Source organism: Pseudomonas sp. nanlin1 (genome assembly GCF_045571515.1).
Lineage (GTDB): Bacteria > Pseudomonadota > Gammaproteobacteria > Pseudomonadales > Pseudomonadaceae > Aquipseudomonas.
In genome coordinates this window covers 138847-156827 of the sequence record NZ_CP124218.1, presented here as the reverse complement: position 1 = coordinate 156827, position 17981 = coordinate 138847, and the positions used below count along the sequence as shown (strand labels likewise).

The 17981-nt window shown below is 55.9% G+C and carries 17 protein-coding genes; 13 read left to right on the top strand and 4 right to left on the bottom strand.

Annotated elements, in window-relative coordinates; translation table 11 throughout:
• Positions 1 to 119: 119 nt before the first annotated feature.
• From gyrB to dnaA, 4 genes are read right to left on the bottom strand one after another with little or no spacing between them, the layout of a single operon-like run.
• On the bottom strand, positions 120 to 2537 hold the full coding sequence (gyrB, locus tag QCL65_RS00760) for a DNA topoisomerase (ATP-hydrolyzing) subunit B (RefSeq protein WP_407313920.1): 2418 nt from the start codon (positions 2535 to 2537) through the stop codon (positions 120 to 122).
• A 4-nt stretch (positions 2538 to 2541) separates the two neighbouring features.
• Complete coding sequence (gene recF, locus QCL65_RS00755) at positions 2542 to 3645, bottom strand: DNA replication/repair protein RecF (RefSeq protein ID WP_407313917.1); 1104 nt, start codon at positions 3643 to 3645, stop codon at positions 2542 to 2544.
• A gap of 19 nt (positions 3646 to 3664) precedes the next feature.
• On the bottom strand, positions 3665 to 4768 hold the full coding sequence (dnaN, locus tag QCL65_RS00750) for a DNA polymerase III subunit beta (protein ID WP_407313915.1): 1104 nt from the start codon (positions 4766 to 4768) through the stop codon (positions 3665 to 3667).
• A gap of 38 nt (positions 4769 to 4806) precedes the next feature.
• Positions 4807 to 6327, bottom strand: a complete 1521-nt coding sequence (gene dnaA, locus QCL65_RS00745) for a chromosomal replication initiator protein DnaA (RefSeq protein WP_407313913.1) — start codon at positions 6325 to 6327, stop codon at positions 4807 to 4809.
• Between the two features lie 599 nt (positions 6328 to 6926).
• Between dnaA and rpmH the strand changes: the two genes are divergently transcribed.
• The 13 genes from rpmH (at position 6927) to QCL65_RS00680 (ending at position 17969) form a co-directional block, all read left to right on the top strand.
• On the top strand, positions 6927 to 7061 hold the full coding sequence (rpmH, locus tag QCL65_RS00740; RefSeq protein ID WP_043192020.1) for a 50S ribosomal protein L34: 135 nt from the start codon (positions 6927 to 6929) through the stop codon (positions 7059 to 7061).
• A 13-nt stretch (positions 7062 to 7074) separates the two neighbouring features.
• Positions 7075 to 7485 (top strand): ribonuclease P protein component, encoded by a 411-nt coding sequence (gene rnpA, locus QCL65_RS00735; protein ID WP_407313910.1) that lies wholly within the window; start codon positions 7075 to 7077, stop codon positions 7483 to 7485.
• Positions 7478 to 7723 carry a membrane protein insertion efficiency factor YidD gene (gene yidD, locus QCL65_RS00730; RefSeq protein ID WP_407313908.1) on the top strand — a complete coding sequence of 82 codons (246 nt, stop codon included), beginning with the start codon at positions 7478 to 7480 and terminating at the stop codon, positions 7721 to 7723. Before rnpA ends, yidD begins: the two co-directional genes overlap by 8 nt.
• 2 nt (positions 7724 to 7725) lie before the next feature.
• Complete coding sequence (gene yidC, locus QCL65_RS00725; protein ID WP_407313906.1) at positions 7726 to 9408, top strand: membrane protein insertase YidC; 1683 nt, start codon at positions 7726 to 7728, stop codon at positions 9406 to 9408.
• Between the two features lie 84 nt (positions 9409 to 9492).
• Entirely contained in the window at positions 9493 to 10863 is a 1371-nt protein-coding gene (mnmE, locus tag QCL65_RS00720) for a tRNA uridine-5-carboxymethylaminomethyl(34) synthesis GTPase MnmE (protein WP_407313904.1), read from the top strand.
• Positions 10864 to 11382: 519 nt separating this feature from the next.
• Entirely contained in the window at positions 11383 to 13275 is a 1893-nt protein-coding gene (gene mnmG / locus QCL65_RS00715) for a tRNA uridine-5-carboxymethylaminomethyl(34) synthesis enzyme MnmG (protein ID WP_407313902.1), read from the top strand.
• A gap of 5 nt (positions 13276 to 13280) precedes the next feature.
• Positions 13281 to 13919 carry a 16S rRNA (guanine(527)-N(7))-methyltransferase RsmG gene (gene rsmG / locus QCL65_RS00710; protein ID WP_407316599.1) on the top strand — a complete coding sequence of 213 codons (639 nt, stop codon included), beginning with the start codon at positions 13281 to 13283 and terminating at the stop codon, positions 13917 to 13919.
• Positions 13920 to 13937: 18 nt separating this feature from the next.
• Positions 13938 to 14729: a ParA family protein gene (locus tag QCL65_RS00705; RefSeq protein ID WP_407313900.1), complete on the top strand. Its 792-nt coding sequence runs from the start codon at positions 13938 to 13940 to the stop codon at positions 14727 to 14729.
• A 9-nt stretch (positions 14730 to 14738) separates the two neighbouring features.
• Entirely contained in the window at positions 14739 to 15611 is an 873-nt protein-coding gene (locus QCL65_RS00700; RefSeq protein ID WP_407313898.1) for a ParB/RepB/Spo0J family partition protein, read from the top strand.
• Between the two features lie 148 nt (positions 15612 to 15759).
• Positions 15760 to 16167, top strand: a complete 408-nt coding sequence (locus tag QCL65_RS00695) for a F0F1 ATP synthase subunit I (protein ID WP_407313896.1) — start codon at positions 15760 to 15762, stop codon at positions 16165 to 16167.
• Positions 16168 to 16183: 16 nt separating this feature from the next.
• On the top strand, positions 16184 to 17053 hold the full coding sequence (atpB, locus tag QCL65_RS00690; protein ID WP_407313894.1) for a F0F1 ATP synthase subunit A: 870 nt from the start codon (positions 16184 to 16186) through the stop codon (positions 17051 to 17053).
• 130 nt (positions 17054 to 17183) lie between these two features.
• The gene (atpE, locus tag QCL65_RS00685; RefSeq protein WP_002555987.1) at positions 17184 to 17441 is read left to right on the top strand and encodes a F0F1 ATP synthase subunit C; all 258 of its coding nucleotides are present in this window, start codon (positions 17184 to 17186) and stop codon (positions 17439 to 17441) included.
• 57 nt (positions 17442 to 17498) lie between these two features.
• Positions 17499 to 17969, top strand: a complete 471-nt coding sequence (locus tag QCL65_RS00680) for a F0F1 ATP synthase subunit B (protein WP_407313875.1) — start codon at positions 17499 to 17501, stop codon at positions 17967 to 17969.
• Positions 17970 to 17981 lie beyond the last annotated feature (12 nt).

Here is a 17981-nt window from a genome sequence, read left to right as displayed (position 1 = left end):
CGTTCAGTGCTAGGTACGCCAAGAACCAGGCGGGCTGGAATGCGCTGAATAGTTCGGTATTTGATAGCAAAACCCCAGCGCGGCGGCTGGGGTTCTGTTTAGGTCAGCATCACCGTGGATTAGAAATCCAGGTTGGAAACCGCCAGTGCGTTACTCTCGATAAAGTCACGACGTGGCTCGACCGCATCGCCCATCAGGGTGTTGAAGATCTGATCGGCGCCGATCGCGTCCTCGATGGTTACCTTGAGCATCCGGCGTACAGTGGGGTCCATGGTGGTTTCCCACAGCTGGTCCGGGTTCATTTCGCCCAGGCCTTTGTAACGCTGAATGGTATGGCGCTTGGTGCTCTCTGCCATCAACCATTCCAGCGCTGCCTTGAACTCCACGACAGGCTTTTTGCGCTCGCCACGTTGTACATAGGCGCCTTCATCCAGCAACGTCGCCAGTTGGGCGCCCAGTGCGGTGACCGTCTTGTAGTCGTTGCTGCCGAAGAAGTCGCGGTTGAAGGTGATGTAGTTAGCCAAGCCGTGGGACGTGATCTCCACCTCAGGCAGCCACACACCACGTTCGCGATCTTCGCGCAGGCTAGCCTTATAGACCAGCCCAGACTTCTCAGTGGTGCGTAGGCGTGCATCGAACTTGGCCAACCAGGCTTGCATGCCTTCGTGGTCCGACAGCTCTTCCAGAGAAACGGCCGGCAAATACACGAAGTGCTCGGTCAGTTCCTGTGGGTACAGGCGCGACAAGCGCTTGAGGGTTTTCATGACCATGCGGAAGTCGTTGACCAAGCGCTCGAGGGCCTCGCCGGAAATTCCGGGCGCCGACTCGTTCAAGTGCAAGCTGGCATCTTCAAGGGCCGACTGGGTCATGTATTCCTCCATGGCCTCGTCGTCTTTGATGTATTGCTCCTGCTTACCTTTTTTGACTTTGTAGAGCGGTGGTTGAGCGATGTAGATATAACCGCGCTCGATCAATTCAGGCAATTGCCGGAAGAAGAAGGTCAGCAGCAGGGTACGGATGTGCGAGCCGTCAACGTCAGCATCGGTCATGATGATGATGTTGTGATAACGCAGTTTGTCGATGTTGTATTCGTCGCGACCAATCCCGCAGCCCAAAGCAGTGATCAGCGTGCCAACTTCTTGAGACGAAATCATCTTGTCGAAACGAGCCTTTTCGACGTTCAAGATTTTGCCCTTCAACGGCAAGATAGCTTGGGTCTTACGGTTGCGACCCTGCTTGGCAGAACCGCCGGCTGAGTCACCCTCGACCAGATAAAGTTCGGAAAGGGCAGGGTCCTTTTCTTGGCAGTCGGCCAATTTACCGGGCAGGCCGGCAATGTCCAAAGCGCCTTTGCGCCGAGTCATTTCTCGGGCTTTACGAGCCGCTTCGCGGGCGCGAGCAGCATCGATCATTTTGCCTACAACGGCTTTGGCTTCGTTGGGGTTCTCTAGCAAGAAGTCAGAGAAGTACTTGCCCATCTCTTGCTCTACCGCGGTTTTGACTTCCGAGGAAACCAACTTGTCTTTGGTTTGGGAGCTGAACTTGGGGTCCGGTACCTTGACCGAGATGATTGCCGTCAAACCTTCACGAGCATCGTCACCCGTTGTCGCGACCTTGTGTTTCTTGGCCAGGCCTTCCTGCTCGATATAGTTGTTCAGGTTACGCGTCAGGGCCGAGCGGAAGCCCACCAAGTGCGTACCGCCATCGCGCTGCGGAATGTTGTTGGTGAAGCACAGCAGGTTTTCGTTGAAGCTATCGTTCCACTGCAATGCGATCTCAACGCCAATGCCGTCGTCACGCTGAATATTGAAGTGGAAGACCTGGTTCACGGCTGTCTTGTTGGTGTTCAGATATTCAACGAATGCCCGCAGGCCACCTTCGTATTTGAACAGCTCCTCTTTACCGCTGCGCTCATCGCGCAAGAGGATGCCCACGCCTGAGTTGAGGAACGACAACTCACGAATCCGCTTCGCCAGAATATCCCAGCTGAAATGAATATTTTTGAAGGTGTCGGCAGACGGTTTGAAATGAATCTTGGTGCCGGTGGTTTCACTGTCACCAACGATTTTCATCGGTTCTTGTGGAACGCCGTGAACGTAGTGTTGCTCCCACAGCTTGCCGCTACGGCGAACGGTGAGTAGCAGAGATTCAGACAGCGCGTTCACTACCGATACGCCTACACCGTGCAACCCACCGGATACCTTGTAGGAGTTGTCATCGAATTTACCGCCTGCGTGCAGCACGGTCATGATGACTTCTGCCGCAGAAACGCCTTCTTCTTTGTGCACATCAACCGGGATGCCACGGCCGTTATCGGTAACGGAAATGGATTCATCTGGGTGAATGGTAATGGTGATGTCGTCGCAATGACCGGCCAAGGCTTCGTCGATGGAGTTGTCGACCACCTCAAAGACCATGTGGTGCAGACCGCTGCCGTCATCGGTGTCGCCAATGTACATGCCGGGACGTTTACGTACGGCATCTAAACCCTTCAGCACTTTAATGCTGGAGGAATCGTACGTTTGATTTTCGCTCATGCCTTCACTCCCGATGATCGTGGGTCTGGGTGATACAGCCTTGTTCCACGTGGAACAAGGCGACTGGCGTTTCCGTCTGCCAGCTTCCCCTCAATAATTCGTGATCCACACAAGTGATAAACACTTGGCAGCCTAATTCTTCTAACAAGCGACAAAGCGCATGGCGGTGATGCTCGTCGAGCTCTGACGGCAGATCATCCACAAGATAAATACACTGCCCCCTGCGCGCCTGGCTGACGAGGTGCCCTTGAGCAATCCGCAGTGCACATACAACCAGCTTTTGCTGGCCGCGGGACAATATGTCCGCCGCGTTATGCGAGGCGAGCCTCAAACGCAGGTCGGCACGCTGAGGCCCAGCTTGGGTATGCCCCATTTGCTGATCTCGCTGCACGGAAGTAGCGAGCACCTCGGCCAGTTCACGGTCTTTATCCCAACCGCGATAGTAACTCAGGGTCAGGCCCTCAAGTGTCAGCAGCTCGGCAAGGGTCTGCTCGAAAACCGGCTTCAGGGCCTTGATATAAGTACGACGGTATTCATCAATTTCCGCGCTGGCCAGGCATAGTTCCCGGTCCCAGGCTGCTTGCGAAGCGGCGTCAAGTGTACCATGCCGCAACCAAGAGTTACGCTGCTTGAGGGCCTTCTGCAGGCGCTGCCAAGCTGCAAGAAAGCGAGGTTCCACGTGGAACACTCCCCAGTCCAGAAACTGCCGTCTGATCTTCGGTGCGCCTTCGAGTAATCTGAAGCTATCTGGGTTGATGAGCTGCAACGGCAGAATTTGAGCAAGCTGAGCCGCACTCTTCGCATTTTGCCCATCTATGCGGATGGTAAAGTCGCCCTGGCGTTCGCGTGACACGCCAAGACTGCTATGCCCACCCTGCGTCAACTCCACTTGGCCAAACACCGTGCACGCTTGCTGTTCATACTGGATAACAGGCGTTAGCCGGGCACTGCGAAAAGAACGTGCGAGGCCGAGTAGATGAACGGCTTCAAGCACGCTAGTTTTACCGCTGCCGTTGGCGCCGTAGAGGATGTTGATACGGGGGGAGGGGGAGAGGGTCACCGGCTGCAAATTACGCACCGCGGTGACCGATATACGGCTAAGGGACATCGACGCTCTGCTGGTTGATTTACAGACGCATCGGCATGACGACGTAGGCAGAGTCGTCGTTGTCCGACTCCTGTACCAACGCGCTGCTGTTGGAGTCCGACAGAATCAGACGCACCTGCTCAGTGGTCATGACGCCCAACACATCGAGCAGGTAGCTAACGTTGAACCCGATCTCCAGCGCACCGCCGTTGTAATCGACAGCCACTTCTTCTTCGGCTTCTTCTTGCTCAGGGTTGTTAGCCTGGATTTTGAGCTGCCCATCCGCCAACTGTAAACGAATGCCGCGATACTTTTCGTTGGACAAAATAGCGGTACGGCTGAACGCCTCGCGCAAAGCCTGACGATCACCCAATACCAGCTTATCGCCGCCTTTGGGCAGCACGCGCTCGTAGTCGGGAAATTTGCCGTCTACCAACTTAGAGGTAAAGGTGAACTCGCTGGTGGTGGCACGAATGTGGTGTTGGCCTAGAACGATGCTGACTTGACCGTCTGGCTCGTTGAGCAACCGGGCCAGTTCGAGGATGCCCTTGCGTGGAACAATGACTTGGTGACGGTCAGCCTGGCCGATATCGACCTGCATAGAACACATTGCCAAACGGTGTCCATCGGTCGCCACTGCGCGGATCACGCCAGGGGAAACTTCAAGCAACATGCCATTGAGGTAGTAACGAACATCCTGCTGGGCCATGGCAAAGCTAGTGCGCTCGATCAAGCGACGTAATTTGCTCTGTGCCAAGCTACAAGTCAAAGACCCTGGACCTTCTTCAACAGAGGGGAAATCGTTCGCTGGCAGAGTCGACAAACTGAACCGGCTTCTACCTGCCTTTACGATCAACTTCTCCTCATCGACTCTGATATCGATCATGGCATCGTTAGGCAGGCTCTTGCAGATGTCCATGAGCTTACGCGCAGGGACGGTAATCTCGCCAGCCTCTGCCGGCTCTTCGAGCTGAACTCGGCCAACGAGTTCTACTTCCAAGTCGGTGCCAGTCAGTGAAAGCTGTTGGCTCCCGACGACCAAGAGCACATTTGAAAGCACCGGCAAGGTCTGACGGCGCTCGACGACGCCTGCGACCAGTTGCAGGGGTTTCAACAAGGCTTCGCGTTGAATGGTGAAATGCATGGTCTAGTCCCTTGCCTTAATAAGCTGTGCTGACGTCATCAGGTGGTCAAAGTACGCAGCAGGTTCTTGTAGTCCTCGCGGATGTCCGCATCGGATTCCTTCAGTTCGTTGATCTTCCTGCAAGCGTGCAAAACAGTGGTGTGATCGCGCCCGCCGAACACATCACCGATTTCGGGCAAGCTGTGGTTGGTCAATTCCTTGGACAGCGCCATCGCCACTTGTCGAGGCCGAGCAACCGAACGGGAGCGTCGCTTGGACAACAGATCGGATATTTTGATCTTGTAGTACTCAGCCACAGTGCGCTGGATGTTATCCACACTGACCAGCTTGTCCTGCAGCGCGAGCAAGTCCTTCAATGATTCACGGATGAGCTCAATGGTGATATCCCGCCCCATGAAGTGAGAGTGGGCGATAACCCGCTTGAGTGCACCTTCAAGCTCACGAACGTTGGAGCGAATGCGTTGGGCAATAAAAAAGGCCGCGTCATGGGGCAGGTCGACCTTGGCCTGGTCGGCCTTTTTCATAAGAATCGCCACCCGCGTTTCCAGCTCCGGAGGCTCCACTGCGACCGTTAGCCCCCAACCGAAGCGGGATTTGAGACGCTCTTCCAAGCCCTCGATCTCTTTCGGGTAGCGGTCACTGGTCAAAATAACCTGCTGACCACCTTCCAGTAAGGCGTTGAAGGTGTGGAAGAACTCTTCTTGAGAACGTTCTTTTCGGGCGAAAAATTGAATATCGTCGATGAGCAACGCATCCACCGAACGGTAGAAACGCTTGAATTCGTTAATAGCATTGAGCTGAAGCGCTTTGACCATGTCTGCCACGAAACGCTCGGAATGCAGATACACGACCTTGGCGTTCGGATTCTTCTTGAGCAGGTGGTTACCCACAGCGTGCATCAAGTGAGTCTTACCCAAGCCAACACCGCCGTAAAGGAACAATGGGTTGTAGCCATGCTTGGGGTTGTCTGCCACCTGCCATGCCGCCGCACGGGCCAACTGGTTGGATTTACCCTCGACAAAATTTTCAAAGGTAAAAGTGCGGTTCAGGTAACTGGTGTGTTTGAGCCCACCTTCTACCTGCACCGAACGCTGTTCAGCACGTACTGGGGCTTGTTGGGATGCCGCGCCGGCCATAGGGTCGAAGCTGTCACGCGATGGCTCTTGATGAACCTCCGCCTTGGGCGCCGTCGAAGCGGGGGCTGCGGGGGTCGCCGGTTCGGGGGCCGGAGCAGCAGGCGCAACCACAGGCACCTGCGAAGCTGCCGCGGCGGCAGCAAGGGGTGCATTGGGCGCGGCGCGGGCTGCCGAACTGCGACGGCTGCCTATCAATAAGGACAAAGCCGGCGCTAAGCCGTTTCCGTGCTCACCGAGCAGTTCAAGCAGACGACTGAGGTACTTTTCGTTGACCCAATCCAGCACGAACCGGTTAGGCGCGTACACGCGCAACTCGTCGCCTTCGGCTTCGACCTGTAACGGGCGGATCCAGGTGTTGAATTGCTGGGCAGGCAGTTCATCGCGCAAAAGCTCTACGCACTGCTGCCAAAGTTCCACTGACACGGACATCCCCTGAGTTGGTAGCCGGTGAGGCCAAAACAAGCGGCCATTGTACCGGCGTACCCGTTACTTATCCACATGTAGGTAGCGATGTAGGGATTGAAAATCAGGTGGTTATGGCGAAATCGGCAGGCATTCTCAGGAATATAAGCACTGTGGATAACCGCCCCTAAGGCCTTGGGGCAAGTAGGACCTAAAACCTGTGCATAACGGCCCTGTGGATAACATGCTGTTTCATGCACAGCTTCTCCTAGCCCTTCACACAGGTGCATCACCGCTTGCGGACAACCTTTTGAAACGCCGTAAACCTCATGCTGCTTGGCCTGGAAGGGGTTATCCACAGATAGAGGCCTGCATAAGATCTATAAGCACTATAAAAAAGCTTTAAAATAAGTCCCTTCTTTATTCTTATATCTATCGGCTGATGATCTTCGCCCTAGGCCACCTCGCAGAGAGCCTTTGTCTGCTAGCTAACCGTCGAGTAAATGAATCAAAGGAAAAGCTGGTTGGAAATTGACCTGGGAGCTTGCTTTCACTAGAATCGCCGGTCTCTTAAAACGGGGGCCATTCCGGCCCGTTGTGGACGAACCAGGTAACACGCCATGAAACGTACTTTCCAACCGAGCACCATCAAACGCGCCCGCACTCACGGTTTCCGTGCACGCATGGCCACCAAGAACGGCCGTACTGTCCTGTCGCGTCGCCGCGCCAAGGGCCGCAAGCGTCTGGCAGTTTGATCCTTCGGCACAGGTGGTGAGTCAGGATTTCAGTCGAGAAAAGCGTCTGCTGACAGCTCGACACTTCAAATCAGTCTTTGACTCGCCGTCTGGCAAGGTCCCAGGAAAAAATCTCCTGCTCCTTGCGCGTGAAAACGGGCTCGATCACCCAAGGCTTGGCCTGGTCATCGGGAAAAAGAGTGTCAAACTCTCCGTTCAGCGCAATCGACTCAAACGTCTAATGCGTGACTCTTTCCGCTTGCACCAAGCAATACTTGCAGGTTGGGACATCGTAATCGTCGCGCGCAAAGGCTTGGGCGATGTACAAAACCCAGAATTGCATGAGCACTTTGGCAAACTCTGGAAGCGCCTTGCACGCAGTCGGCCCGCTCCAGTGCCAGTGGTCACCACCGAATCTGCAGGGGTAGACAGTCAAAATGCGTAAACTGGCGCTCGTTCCGATCCAGTTCTACCGCTACGCCATTAGTCCTTTGATGGCCAGCCATTGTCGTTTCTATCCCAGTTGCTCTTGCTACGCGTATGAAGCCATAGAAAATCATGGCGTATTACGCGGCGGCTGGCTGACGCTCCGTCGTCTTGGCCGCTGCCACCCATGGAACGCTGGGGGGTTCGACCCGGTTCCGACTGCCCCCTCACCCCGTAATTCTTCGATAGCCGAGTAATCATGGATATTAAACGCACGATCCTGATCGTCGCCCTGGCAATCGTGGCTTACGTCATGGTCCTGAAATGGAACCAGGACTATGGCCAGGCTGCCTTACCGACTCAGAATGTTGCTGCCACCACGCCGGCGCCATCTTTGCCGGACACCGTGCCAGGCACCAATACGCAAAACAGTGCCGATGTACCCAGCGCCAATCCTGATGCCAATCTTCCCGCTAGCGCACCCGTTGCGGTTAGCAAGGACCTGATTCGCGTCAAGACTGACGTTTTCGACCTGGCTATCGACCCTGTCGGTGGCGACATCGTGCAGCTGAATTTGCCCAAGTACCCACGTCGTCAGGACATGCCGGATATTCCTTTCCAGCTGTTCGACAATGGCGGTGAACGTACTTACCTGGCGCAAAGTGGGCTGACCGGTGCCAATGGACCAGACGCCCGTTCGTCGGGTCGGCCTCTGTACGCCACCGAGCAGAAAAGTTATCAACTGGCTGATGGCCAGGACACCTTGGTTGTGGACCTCAAGTTCAGTGCCAATGGGGTTAATTACATCAAGCGCTTCAGCTTCAAGCGCGGCGAATACGACCTGGTAGTTTCTTACCTGATCGACAACCAGAGTGCTCAACCGTGGTCGGGTAACCTGTTCGCCCAGTTGAAACGCGATGGCAGCTCAGATCCGTCTTCAAGCACCGCGACCGGCACCGCTACCTATTTGGGCGCTGCCCTGTGGACAAGTGGTGAGCCGTACAAAAAAGTGTCCATGAAAGATATGGACAAAGGTGCCTTTAAAGAAAGCGTTCAAGGTGGTTGGGTTGCCTGGCTGCAGCACTACTTCGTGACCGCGTGGATCCCCAGCAACGCTGACGCCAACTCGGTAATGACCCGCAAGGATAACCAGGGTAACTACATTGTTGGCTTCACTGGGCCTGCGCTGAACGTTGCTCCAGGCGGCAAGATAGAGACAGACACCAAACTGTACGCCGGCCCTAAGGTCCAGGATAAACTCCAAGCGTTATCCCCAGGCCTGGAATTGACCGTCGACTACGGTATCTTGTGGTTCATCGCTCAGCCTATCTTCTGGTTGCTGAAACATATCCACAGCATCCTGGGTAACTGGGGTTGGTCGATCATCTGCCTGACCATCCTGATTAAACTGCTGTTCTTCCCCTTGTCCGCCGCCAGCTACAAATCCATGGCGCGCATGCGAGCGGTTGCGCCTAAGCTGGCCGCATTGAAGGAACAACACGGTGATGATCGCCAGAAGATGTCCCAGGCGATGATGGAGCTGTACAAGAAAGAGAAGATCAACCCGCTAGGGGGCTGTCTGCCGATTCTGGTGCAGATGCCGGTATTCCTTTCGCTGTACTGGGTATTGCTGGAAAGCGTGGAGATGCGCCAGGCACCTTGGATGTTCTGGATCTATGACCTTGCGATCAAAGACCCGTACTTCATTCTGCCGATTATCATGGGTGCAACCATGTTCATTCAGCAGCGTCTGAACCCTGCACCGCCGGATCCCATGCAGGCGAAGGTGATGAAGTTGATGCCAATCATCTTTACCTTCTTCTTCCTGTGGTTCCCTGCAGGTCTGGTGCTGTACTGGGTGACCAACAACACCTTGTCGATCCTGCAGCAGTGGTACATCACTCGCAACATCGAAGCGGCTGCGAAAAAAGCCGCTGCATAAAACAGGTTTATCGCTCGACCTGTGGATAAAACGCCCCCTCGTGGGGCGTTTTGCTGTCCGCCACTTCAGCCCGAGGGCCACTGAATGAACTTCCCGCGAGAAACCATCGCTGCTATCGCTACCGCCCAGGGCCGAGGTGGTGTAGGCATTGTGCGTATTTCTGGCCCCCTGGCCCGGGCGGCGACACAGGCTATTGTCGGTCGCGAACTTATCCCCAGGTACGCGCACTTCGGGCCCATGCTGGCCGGCGATCAAAGTGTTTTGGATGAAGGCCTGGCGCTCTACTTTCAGGGGCCGAACTCGTTTACGGGTGAAGACGTACTCGAACTGCAAGGGCATGGCGGCCCAGTAGTCATGGACATGCTGCTCAAGCGCTGTCTGGAACTGGGGTGCAGGCTGGCGCGCCCTGGTGAATTCAGCGAACGTGCTTTTCTCAATGACAAGTTAGACCTGGCCCAAGCTGAGGCCATTGCCGACTTGATCGAGGCGAGCTCGGCCCAGGCTGCGCGCAACGCCGTGAGGTCCTTGCAAGGAGAATTCTCGCGCCGTGTGGATAACTTGACGCAGAGCTTGATTGGCCTGCGCATCTACGTTGAGGCAGCCATCGATTTTCCTGAAGAAGAAATCGACTTTCTCGCAGATGGCCACGTCCTGAAACAGCTGGATGACGTACGCATGGATTTATCCACAGTGCTACGTGAGGCTGGGCAGGGCGCACTGTTACGAGACGGTATGACGGTAGTCATCGCGGGCCGTCCCAACGCTGGTAAATCTAGCCTGTTGAATTTGCTCGCTGGACGCGAGGCCGCCATCGTGACCGAGATTGCGGGCACTACCCGGGATGTTCTGCGCGAACATATCCACATCGATGGTATGCCCCTGCATGTTGTGGATACAGCAGGTTTGCGCACCACTGATGACCAGGTCGAACAGATCGGTGTACAGCGCGCGTTGAAGGCCATCAATGAAGCGGACCGGGTGCTACTCGTAGTCGACGCCAGCGCCCCGGAAGCCAGCGATCCGTTCGCCTTGTGGCCGGAGTTTCTGGAACAGCGTCCAGAAATGGCCAAGGTCACCTTGATCCGCAATAAAATCGACCTGACAGGCGAGGCGATCGGGGTTCAGGAGAGTGCTGACGGCTCGATCACCATCAGTCTTACAGCCAAGGGTAATGGGCGGGGGCTGGAACTGCTCAGGGAGCACCTCAAGGCCTGCATGGGGTACGAGCAAACGTCTGAAAGCAGCTTCAGTGCCCGCCGGCGCCATTTGGAGGCGCTGCGCCAAGCCAGTGGATATCTTGAGCACGGGCGTGACCAGCTCACCCTGGCGGGTGCTGGAGAGCTGCTGGCCGAAGACCTACGGTTAGCTCAGCAGTCCCTGGGTGAGATCACCGGAGCTTTTAGCTCGGACGATTTGCTGGGGCGCATTTTCTCCAGCTTCTGTATTGGTAAATAAAACCAAGAGCCTGACTGCTTCTTATGACCGGCCCGTGCAATGCGGGCCAGGTGTAAACGGCGTCGCCCCGACGTTGTTCCCAGTGGATTGCCCCCACGAAGCTTTGTATCCCCTCACTGATCCCTGATTTCCTTGAATAAGCCCTGTGGAAAACCACGCCTCAGCTCAGTTGATAAACCCCCTCGAAACTTGAAGATAAACCCCCCTGTGGGTAAAGACCTGTTTAATCCACAGGTTACAATCGGTTATCCACTGCGCTCCTGGCCACCTGACCACAACCTTCAGGTTCTCTGTACACCTTGCTAAGTAAGGCTATCAGAACCTTATCCACAGATATTAGGCCCTATAAACATAAACATAAAAACAAAGCTTTAATAAATCTCTCTCTTTTAATTTCTATTGTGCAGAGGTTCTGCGTAGCTGGTTATTTTTTGTGCAAAAGGTTTCTTTAGGAGGGTGGAAGTCCCTATACTTGTCGCCTATCCCAATTACCCATCAAAAACAGGCACGAGGTGCGTGGTGGATTTCCCTTCCCGTTTTGAAGTGATCGTCATCGGCGGCGGACACGCTGGAACCGAGGCTGCACTGGCGTCAGCACGCATGGGCGCCAAAACCCTGCTGCTAACCCACAACGTGGAAACCCTCGGGCAAATGAGCTGCAACCCTGCCATTGGCGGCATTGGTAAAAGCCATCTGGTCAAAGAGATTGATGCGCTAGGCGGCGCTATGGCGTTGGCCACCGATAAAGGCGGCATTCAGTTTCGCGTTTTGAATAACCGCAAAGGCCCGGCCGTACGGGCTACCCGAGCGCAAGCCGACCGCGTTCTGTACAAAGCCGCTGTGCGTGAGATTTTGGAAAACCAGCCCAACCTGTGGATATTCCAGCAGGCGTGCGATGACTTGATCGTCGAACAGGACCAGGTCAAGGGCGTGGTCACCCAAATGGGCCTGCGGTTTATGGCCGACTCGGTGGTGTTGACGACCGGGACCTTCCTCGGTGGACTTATCCACATAGGTTTGGAAAATTATTCAGGCGGTCGTGCGGGCGATCCGCCATCCATTGCCCTCGCACGTCGTTTGCGTGAGTTGCCACTGCGTGTAGGTCGACTCAAGACAGGCACGCCGCCACGCATTGATGGCCGCTCGGTGGATTTTTCGTTGATGAGCGAACAACCGGGTGATACGCCAATCCCTGTCATGTCGTTCATGGGTTCAAAAGAACTCCACCCGCGTCAGGTCAGTTGCTGGATCACCCACACGAACGCGCGTACTCACGAAATCATTGCGGCCAACCTCGATCGCTCACCTATGTATTCGGGAGTTATCGAAGGCGTTGGCCCGCGCTACTGTCCTTCGATCGAAGACAAGATTCACCGCTTTGCCGATAAAGAGAGCCACCAGGTATTTATCGAACCTGAAGGGTTGAACACCCACGAGCTCTACCCGAACGGGATATCGACTTCGCTGCCATTCGACGTGCAGTTGCAGATCGTGCGGTCGATTCGCGGCATGGAAAACGCCCACATCGTTCGCCCGGGCTATGCCATCGAATACGACTACTTCGACCCCCGCGACCTGAAGTACAGCCTGGAAACCAAGGTGATTGCCGGGTTGTTTTTTGCAGGCCAGATCAATGGTACTACCGGTTACGAAGAGGCCGGGGCGCAAGGCCTATTGGCCGGTGCCAATGCGGCGTTGCGTGCCCAGGGCCGCGAAAGCTGGTGCCCACGGCGCGATGAAGCGTACATCGGGGTGCTGGTCGATGACCTGATTACCCTGGGGACGCAGGAGCCATACCGTATGTTCACCTCGCGCGCCGAATATCGGCTGATCCTGCGGGAGGACAACGCCGATTTGCGCCTGACCGAGAAAGGCCGAGAGCTGGGCCTGGTGGACGACGAGCGCTGGGCGGCTTTCAGCAAAAAACGCGAAGCCATCGAACTTGAAGAGCAGCGCTTGAAAGCGACTTGGGTACGGCCCAACACAGCCAACGGTGATGCCATCGCTGAACGCTTCGGTACGCCATTGACCCACGAGTACAACTTGCTGAACCTGCTAAGCCGGCCGGAAATTGATTACGTTGGCCTGATGCAGGTGACCGGGGGTGGTGCCGAGGATCCGCAAGTCGCGGAGCAGGTCGAGATTAAAACCAAATATGCGGGTTACATTGACCGCCAGCAGGATGAGATTGCCCGCCTGCGCGCGAGTGAGAGTATCGGCTTGCCTGTGGATATCGACTACACCGGTATTTCCGGGCTGTCGAAGGAAATCCAGAGCAAGCTGAACCTGGCTCGGCCAGAAACCCTGGGCCAGGCTTCACGGATTCCAGGCGTGACCCCAGCCGCTATTTCCCTGTTGATGATTCACTTGAAAAAACGCGGCGCTGGCCGCGAGTTGGAGCAGAGCGCTTGAGTTCCATGGTGACCCCCCAGCACTCCATAGAGTTATACACAGGTGCCCGTGAACTGGGCGTGAAGCTCAGCGAGGTCCAGCATGATCTGTTGCTGGCCTACCTGGCGCTGTTGATCAAATGGAACAAAGCCTACAACCTCACCGCTGTGCGTAACCCTGACGAAATGGTGTCCCGGCACTTGCTCGACAGCTTGAGCATTCTCCCGTATATCGGTGACAGCCCGAGCTGGCTGGATGTCGGCAGCGGCGGGGGGATGCCGGGTATTCCTCTGGCGATCATGTTTCCCGACAAACAGATCACCACCTTGGACAGCAACGGTAAGAAGACCCGTTTTCAGACCCAGGTCAAGCTGGAGTTGAAGCTCGCCAACCTGCAAGTTATCCACAGCCGAGCTGAAGCCTATCAGCCAGAGGTGCCTTTTTCCGGGATCGTGTCCCGTGCTTTCAGCAGTCTGGAAGACTTCAGCCACTGGACCCGCCACCTCGGTGGCCCGGATACGCGTTGGCTGGCAATGAAAGGGCTGCATCCGGCTGACGAACTGGTAGCATTGCCGTCCGATTTTCATCTCGATAGCGAGCACGCCCTGGCGGTCCCCGGTTGCCAAGGCCAACGCCATCTGCTGATACTGCGCCGCACGGCATGACAGGGAACAAAAGCAATAATGGCTAAGGTATTCGCAATAGCGAACCAGAAAGGTGGTGTGGGTAAGACCACCACCTGTATCAACCTCGCAGCTTCGTTGGTGGCCACCAAGCGCCGCGTGCTGCTGATCGATCTTGATCCACAGGGCAACGCCACCATGGGTAGCGGTGTGGATAAACATGCTCTGGAAAACTCGGTCTACGATTTGTTGATCGGTGAGTGCGACTTGAATCAAGCCATTCACTTTTCCGAACATGGTGGTTATCAACTACTGCCTGCCAACCGCGATCTGACCGCTGCCGAAGTAGTGCTGCTGGAAATGCAGATGAAGGAGAGCAGGTTGCGCACGGCGCTGGCGCCAGTGCGAGAGAATTACGATTACATCCTCATCGACTGCCCACCGTCTCTGTCGATGCTGACCCTCAACGCGTTGGTGGCGGCCGATGGTGTGATCATTCCCATGCAGTGTGAATACTTTGCCCTGGAAGGGCTTAGCGACCTTGTGGATAACATCAAGCGAATCGCCGAGCTGCTCAACCCCGATCTGAAGATCGAAGGGTTGCTCAGAACCATGTACGATCCGCGGCTGAGCTTGATTAACGATGTGTCGGCTCAGTTGAAAGAACATTTTGGCGATCAGTTGTACGACACTGTGATCCCCCGCAACATTCGCCTGGCCGAGGCGCCCAGTTTTGGCATGCCGGCCCTGGCCTATGACAAACAATCCCGTGGTGCACTGGCTTACCTGGCACTCGCGGGCGAAATGGTCCGACGCCAGCGTCGCCAACCCCGCACCGCTCCGGCAATTTAAGGAATCTGCATGGCCGTCAAGAAACGAGGTCTCGGACGTGGGTTGGACGCACTGCTGAGCGGCTCGACCGTCAGCTCGCTCGAAGAGCAAGCGGTGGTGGTCGACCCCAAAGAGCTCCAGCACTTGCCGTTGGACCTCATTGAGCGTGGCAAATATCAGCCGCGGCGCGATATGGACCCACAGGCCCTGGAAGAGCTCGCACAGTCGATCAAGAGCCAAGGGGTGATGCAGCCTATCGTGGTGCGGCCGGTGGCCGCTGGACGGTTCGAGATCATCGCCGGTGAGCGACGCTGGCGCGCTTCGCAACAGGCTGGGCTAGAGACCATTCCGGCCATGGTGCGCGACGTGCCCGACGAGACCGCCATCGCCATGGCGTTGATCGAGAACATACAGCGCGAAGACCTCAATCCGGTGGAAGAAGCGGTGGCGTTGCAGCGCTTGCAGCAGGAATTTCAGCTCACCCAACAGCATGTCGCCGACGCTGTGGGTAAGTCGCGTGTCACGGTTGCCAACTTGTTACGTTTGATCGCGTTACCCGAGGTGATCAAGACTATGCTGTCCCACGGCGACCTGGAAATGGGGCATGCCAGGGCATTACTCGGTTTACCCGAGGAGCAGCAGGTTGAAGGGGCGCGACACGTTGTCGCACGTGGGCTCACTGTACGTCAGACCGAAGCGTTGGTGCGCCAGTGGCTCAATGGCAAGCCGGAGCCTGTGGAAGCGGTAAAAGCGGACCCCGATATCACCCGTCTGGAGCAGCGATTGGCGGAGCGCCTAGGCTCTACGGTGCAGATACGCCATGGCCAGAAGGGAAAAGGCCAATTGGTGATCCGATATAACTCCCTGGATGAGCTGCAAGGGGTGCTCGCTCACATCCGCTGAAACAATTGCGTTTGTAGCGCGCAGTCGGAAATCACTACCCGGCAGTTGAATAGGGGAGTAAGCGCCCCTATACTCTGCGCGCATTTTGTCGGCACATTTTATGCCAAGTCATTGATTTATGGCAGGCCGACCCCGGAGGAGCTCTACGATGGAAACCCGCACGCTAAACCGCTTGCCGTTCTATCAGTGGCCTGTTTTCCCGGTGTTGGTGGCTCAATTTGCGGTGCTTTTGCTCAGCGCATTGGCGTTGTGGCAGTGGAAAGGCGCAGTCAGTGGCTATTCAGGCCTCTGCGGAGGGCTCATTGCCTGGCTGCCCAATGTGTATTTCGCGTTCAAGGCTTTCCGGTTTACCGGCGCCAGAGCGGCCCAGGCCATCGTCCGATCATTTTATGCGGGCGAGGCGGGCAAACTGATTTTAACGGCAGTGCTGTTCGCACTGGCGTTCGTAGGGGTGAAGCCACTGGCGCCGATAGCGCTGTTTGGCGTGTTCCTGCTGACCCAATCGGTCAGTTGGTTTGCACCCTTGCTGATGAGAACAAGACTTTCGAGACCTTAGGGCGTTTGAGGCAACCATGGCAGCAGAAACCGCTTCGGGCTATATCCAGCACCACTTGCAGAATTTGACCTTCGGTCAATTACCAGATGGCGGTTGGGGCTTTGCTCACTCCGCAGCAGAAGCCAAAGAAATGGGCTTTTGGGCTTTCCACGTCGATACCCTCGGCTGGTCGTTCGCCCTAGGCCTGATCTTTGTGCTGCTGTTCCGCATGGCCGCTAAAAAAGCGACCTCCGGTCAGCCTGGCGGCCTGCAGAACTTCGTCGAGGTACTGGTGGAGTTTGTCGATAACAGCGTGCGCGACAGCTTTAGTGGCCGCAGCGCCGTAATTGCTCCTCTGGCACTGACCATCTTCGTCTGGGTGTTCCTGATGAACGCCGTCGACCTGATCCCTGTCGACTGGATCCCGCAACTGGCGATCCTGATCTCGGGCGACCCGCATATTCCTTTCCGCGCCGTTTCGACCACCGACCCTAACGCCACTTTGGCTATGGCGTTCTGTGTCTTCGCGCTGATCATTTTCTACAGCATCAAGATCAAAGGCCTGGGCGGCTTCATTGGTGAGCTGACCCTGCATCCGTTTGGCAGCAAGAACATTTTTGTTCAGATCCTGCTGATCCCGGTCAACTTCCTGCTCGAGTTCGTGACCCTGATCGCCAAGCCTATTTCCCTGGCCTTGCGACTGTTCGGCAACATGTATGCCGGCGAACTGGTGTTCATCCTGATCGCCGTGATGTTCGGCAGCGGTCTGCTCTGGCTCAGTGGCCTGGGCGTGGTTCTGCAATGGGCGTGGGCGGTATTCCACATCCTGATCATCACCTTGCAGGCCTTTATCTTCATGATGCTGACCATCGTCTACCTGTCGATGGCGCACGAAGAGAGTCATTAAGGCTCGCCTGGCGTGTCTGATGCCCCTCTCGCCTCGGTGGGAGGGAGGCCCTCGCGGGCCATGCGACGATTTGTTTTACCGCTTTAATCTAAAAAACCTAACCAATACGACGTAAAAGTCGGGAGGAAAGATGGAAACTGTAGTTGGTCTAACTGCTATCGCTGTTGCACTGCTGATCGGCCTGGGTGCTCTGGGTACTGCCATTGGTTTCGGCCTGTTGGGCGGCAAGTTCCTGGAAGGCGCTGCGCGTCAACCAGAAATGGTACCGATGCTTCAGGTCAAAATGTTCATCGTGGCAGGTCTGCTCGACGCCGTGACCATGATCGGCGTAGGTATCGCTCTGTTCTTCACCTTTGCGAACCCCTTCGTTGGTCAACTCGCTGGCTAATCTCTCGACTTCTCGAGTGGATTGGTGTGATGGACAAAGAACGAGCGAGGTGTTGGCGTGAACATTAATGCAACCCTGATTGGCCAGTCCGTTGCGTTCTTCATTTTTGTGCTGTTTTGCATGAAGTTCGTGTGGCCTCCGGTCATCGCGGCTTTGCAAGAACGTCAGAAGAAGATCGCGGACGGATTGGACGCTGCCAGCCGAGCAGCTCGCGAACTGGAGTTGGCCCAAGATAAAGTGGGTCAACAACTGCGCGAAGCGAAAGCTCAGGCAGCTGAAATCATTGAGCAAGCCAAGAAACGCGGTAACCAGATCGTTGAAGAGGCTGTTGAAAAAGCCCGTATCGACGCTGACCGTGTGAAGGTTCAGGCTCAGGCCGAGATCGAGCAGGAACTCAACAGTGTCAAAGACGCGCTGCGTGCCCAAGTGGGTGCTCTGGCCGTTGGCGGTGCTGAGAAGATCCTGGGTGCCACAATCGATCAAAACGCGCACGCGGAGCTGGTAAACAAACTGGCTGCTGAAATTTAAGCGAGGGCGATC

Bases quoted from the DNA above. Each gene is read 5' to 3' on its own strand.
- gyrB (WP_407313920.1), bottom strand. From the start codon at position 2,537: ATGAGCGAAAATCAAACGTACGATTCCTCCAGCATTAAAGTGCTGAAG.
- recF (WP_407313917.1), bottom strand. From the start codon at position 3,645: ATGTCCCTTAGCCGTATATCGGTCACCGCGGTGCGTAATTTGCAGCCG.
- dnaN (WP_407313915.1), bottom strand. From the start codon at position 4,768: ATGCATTTCACCATTCAACGCGAAGCCTTGTTGAAACCCCTGCAACTG.
- rpmH (WP_043192020.1), top strand. From the start codon at position 6,927: ATGAAACGTACTTTCCAACCGAGCACCATCAAACGCGCCCGCACTCAC.
- yidD (WP_407313908.1), top strand. From the start codon at position 7,478: ATGCGTAAACTGGCGCTCGTTCCGATCCAGTTCTACCGCTACGCCATT.
- yidC (WP_407313906.1), top strand. From the start codon at position 7,726: ATGGATATTAAACGCACGATCCTGATCGTCGCCCTGGCAATCGTGGCT.
- mnmE (WP_407313904.1), top strand. From the start codon at position 9,493: ATGAACTTCCCGCGAGAAACCATCGCTGCTATCGCTACCGCCCAGGGC.
- rsmG (WP_407316599.1), top strand. From the start codon at position 13,281: ATGGTGACCCCCCAGCACTCCATAGAGTTATACACAGGTGCCCGTGAA.
- QCL65_RS00705 (WP_407313900.1), top strand. From the start codon at position 13,938: ATGGCTAAGGTATTCGCAATAGCGAACCAGAAAGGTGGTGTGGGTAAG.
- QCL65_RS00700 (WP_407313898.1), top strand. From the start codon at position 14,739: ATGGCCGTCAAGAAACGAGGTCTCGGACGTGGGTTGGACGCACTGCTG.
- QCL65_RS00695 (WP_407313896.1), top strand. From the start codon at position 15,760: ATGGAAACCCGCACGCTAAACCGCTTGCCGTTCTATCAGTGGCCTGTT.
- atpB (WP_407313894.1), top strand. From the start codon at position 16,184: ATGGCAGCAGAAACCGCTTCGGGCTATATCCAGCACCACTTGCAGAAT.
- atpE (WP_002555987.1), top strand. From the start codon at position 17,184: ATGGAAACTGTAGTTGGTCTAACTGCTATCGCTGTTGCACTGCTGATC.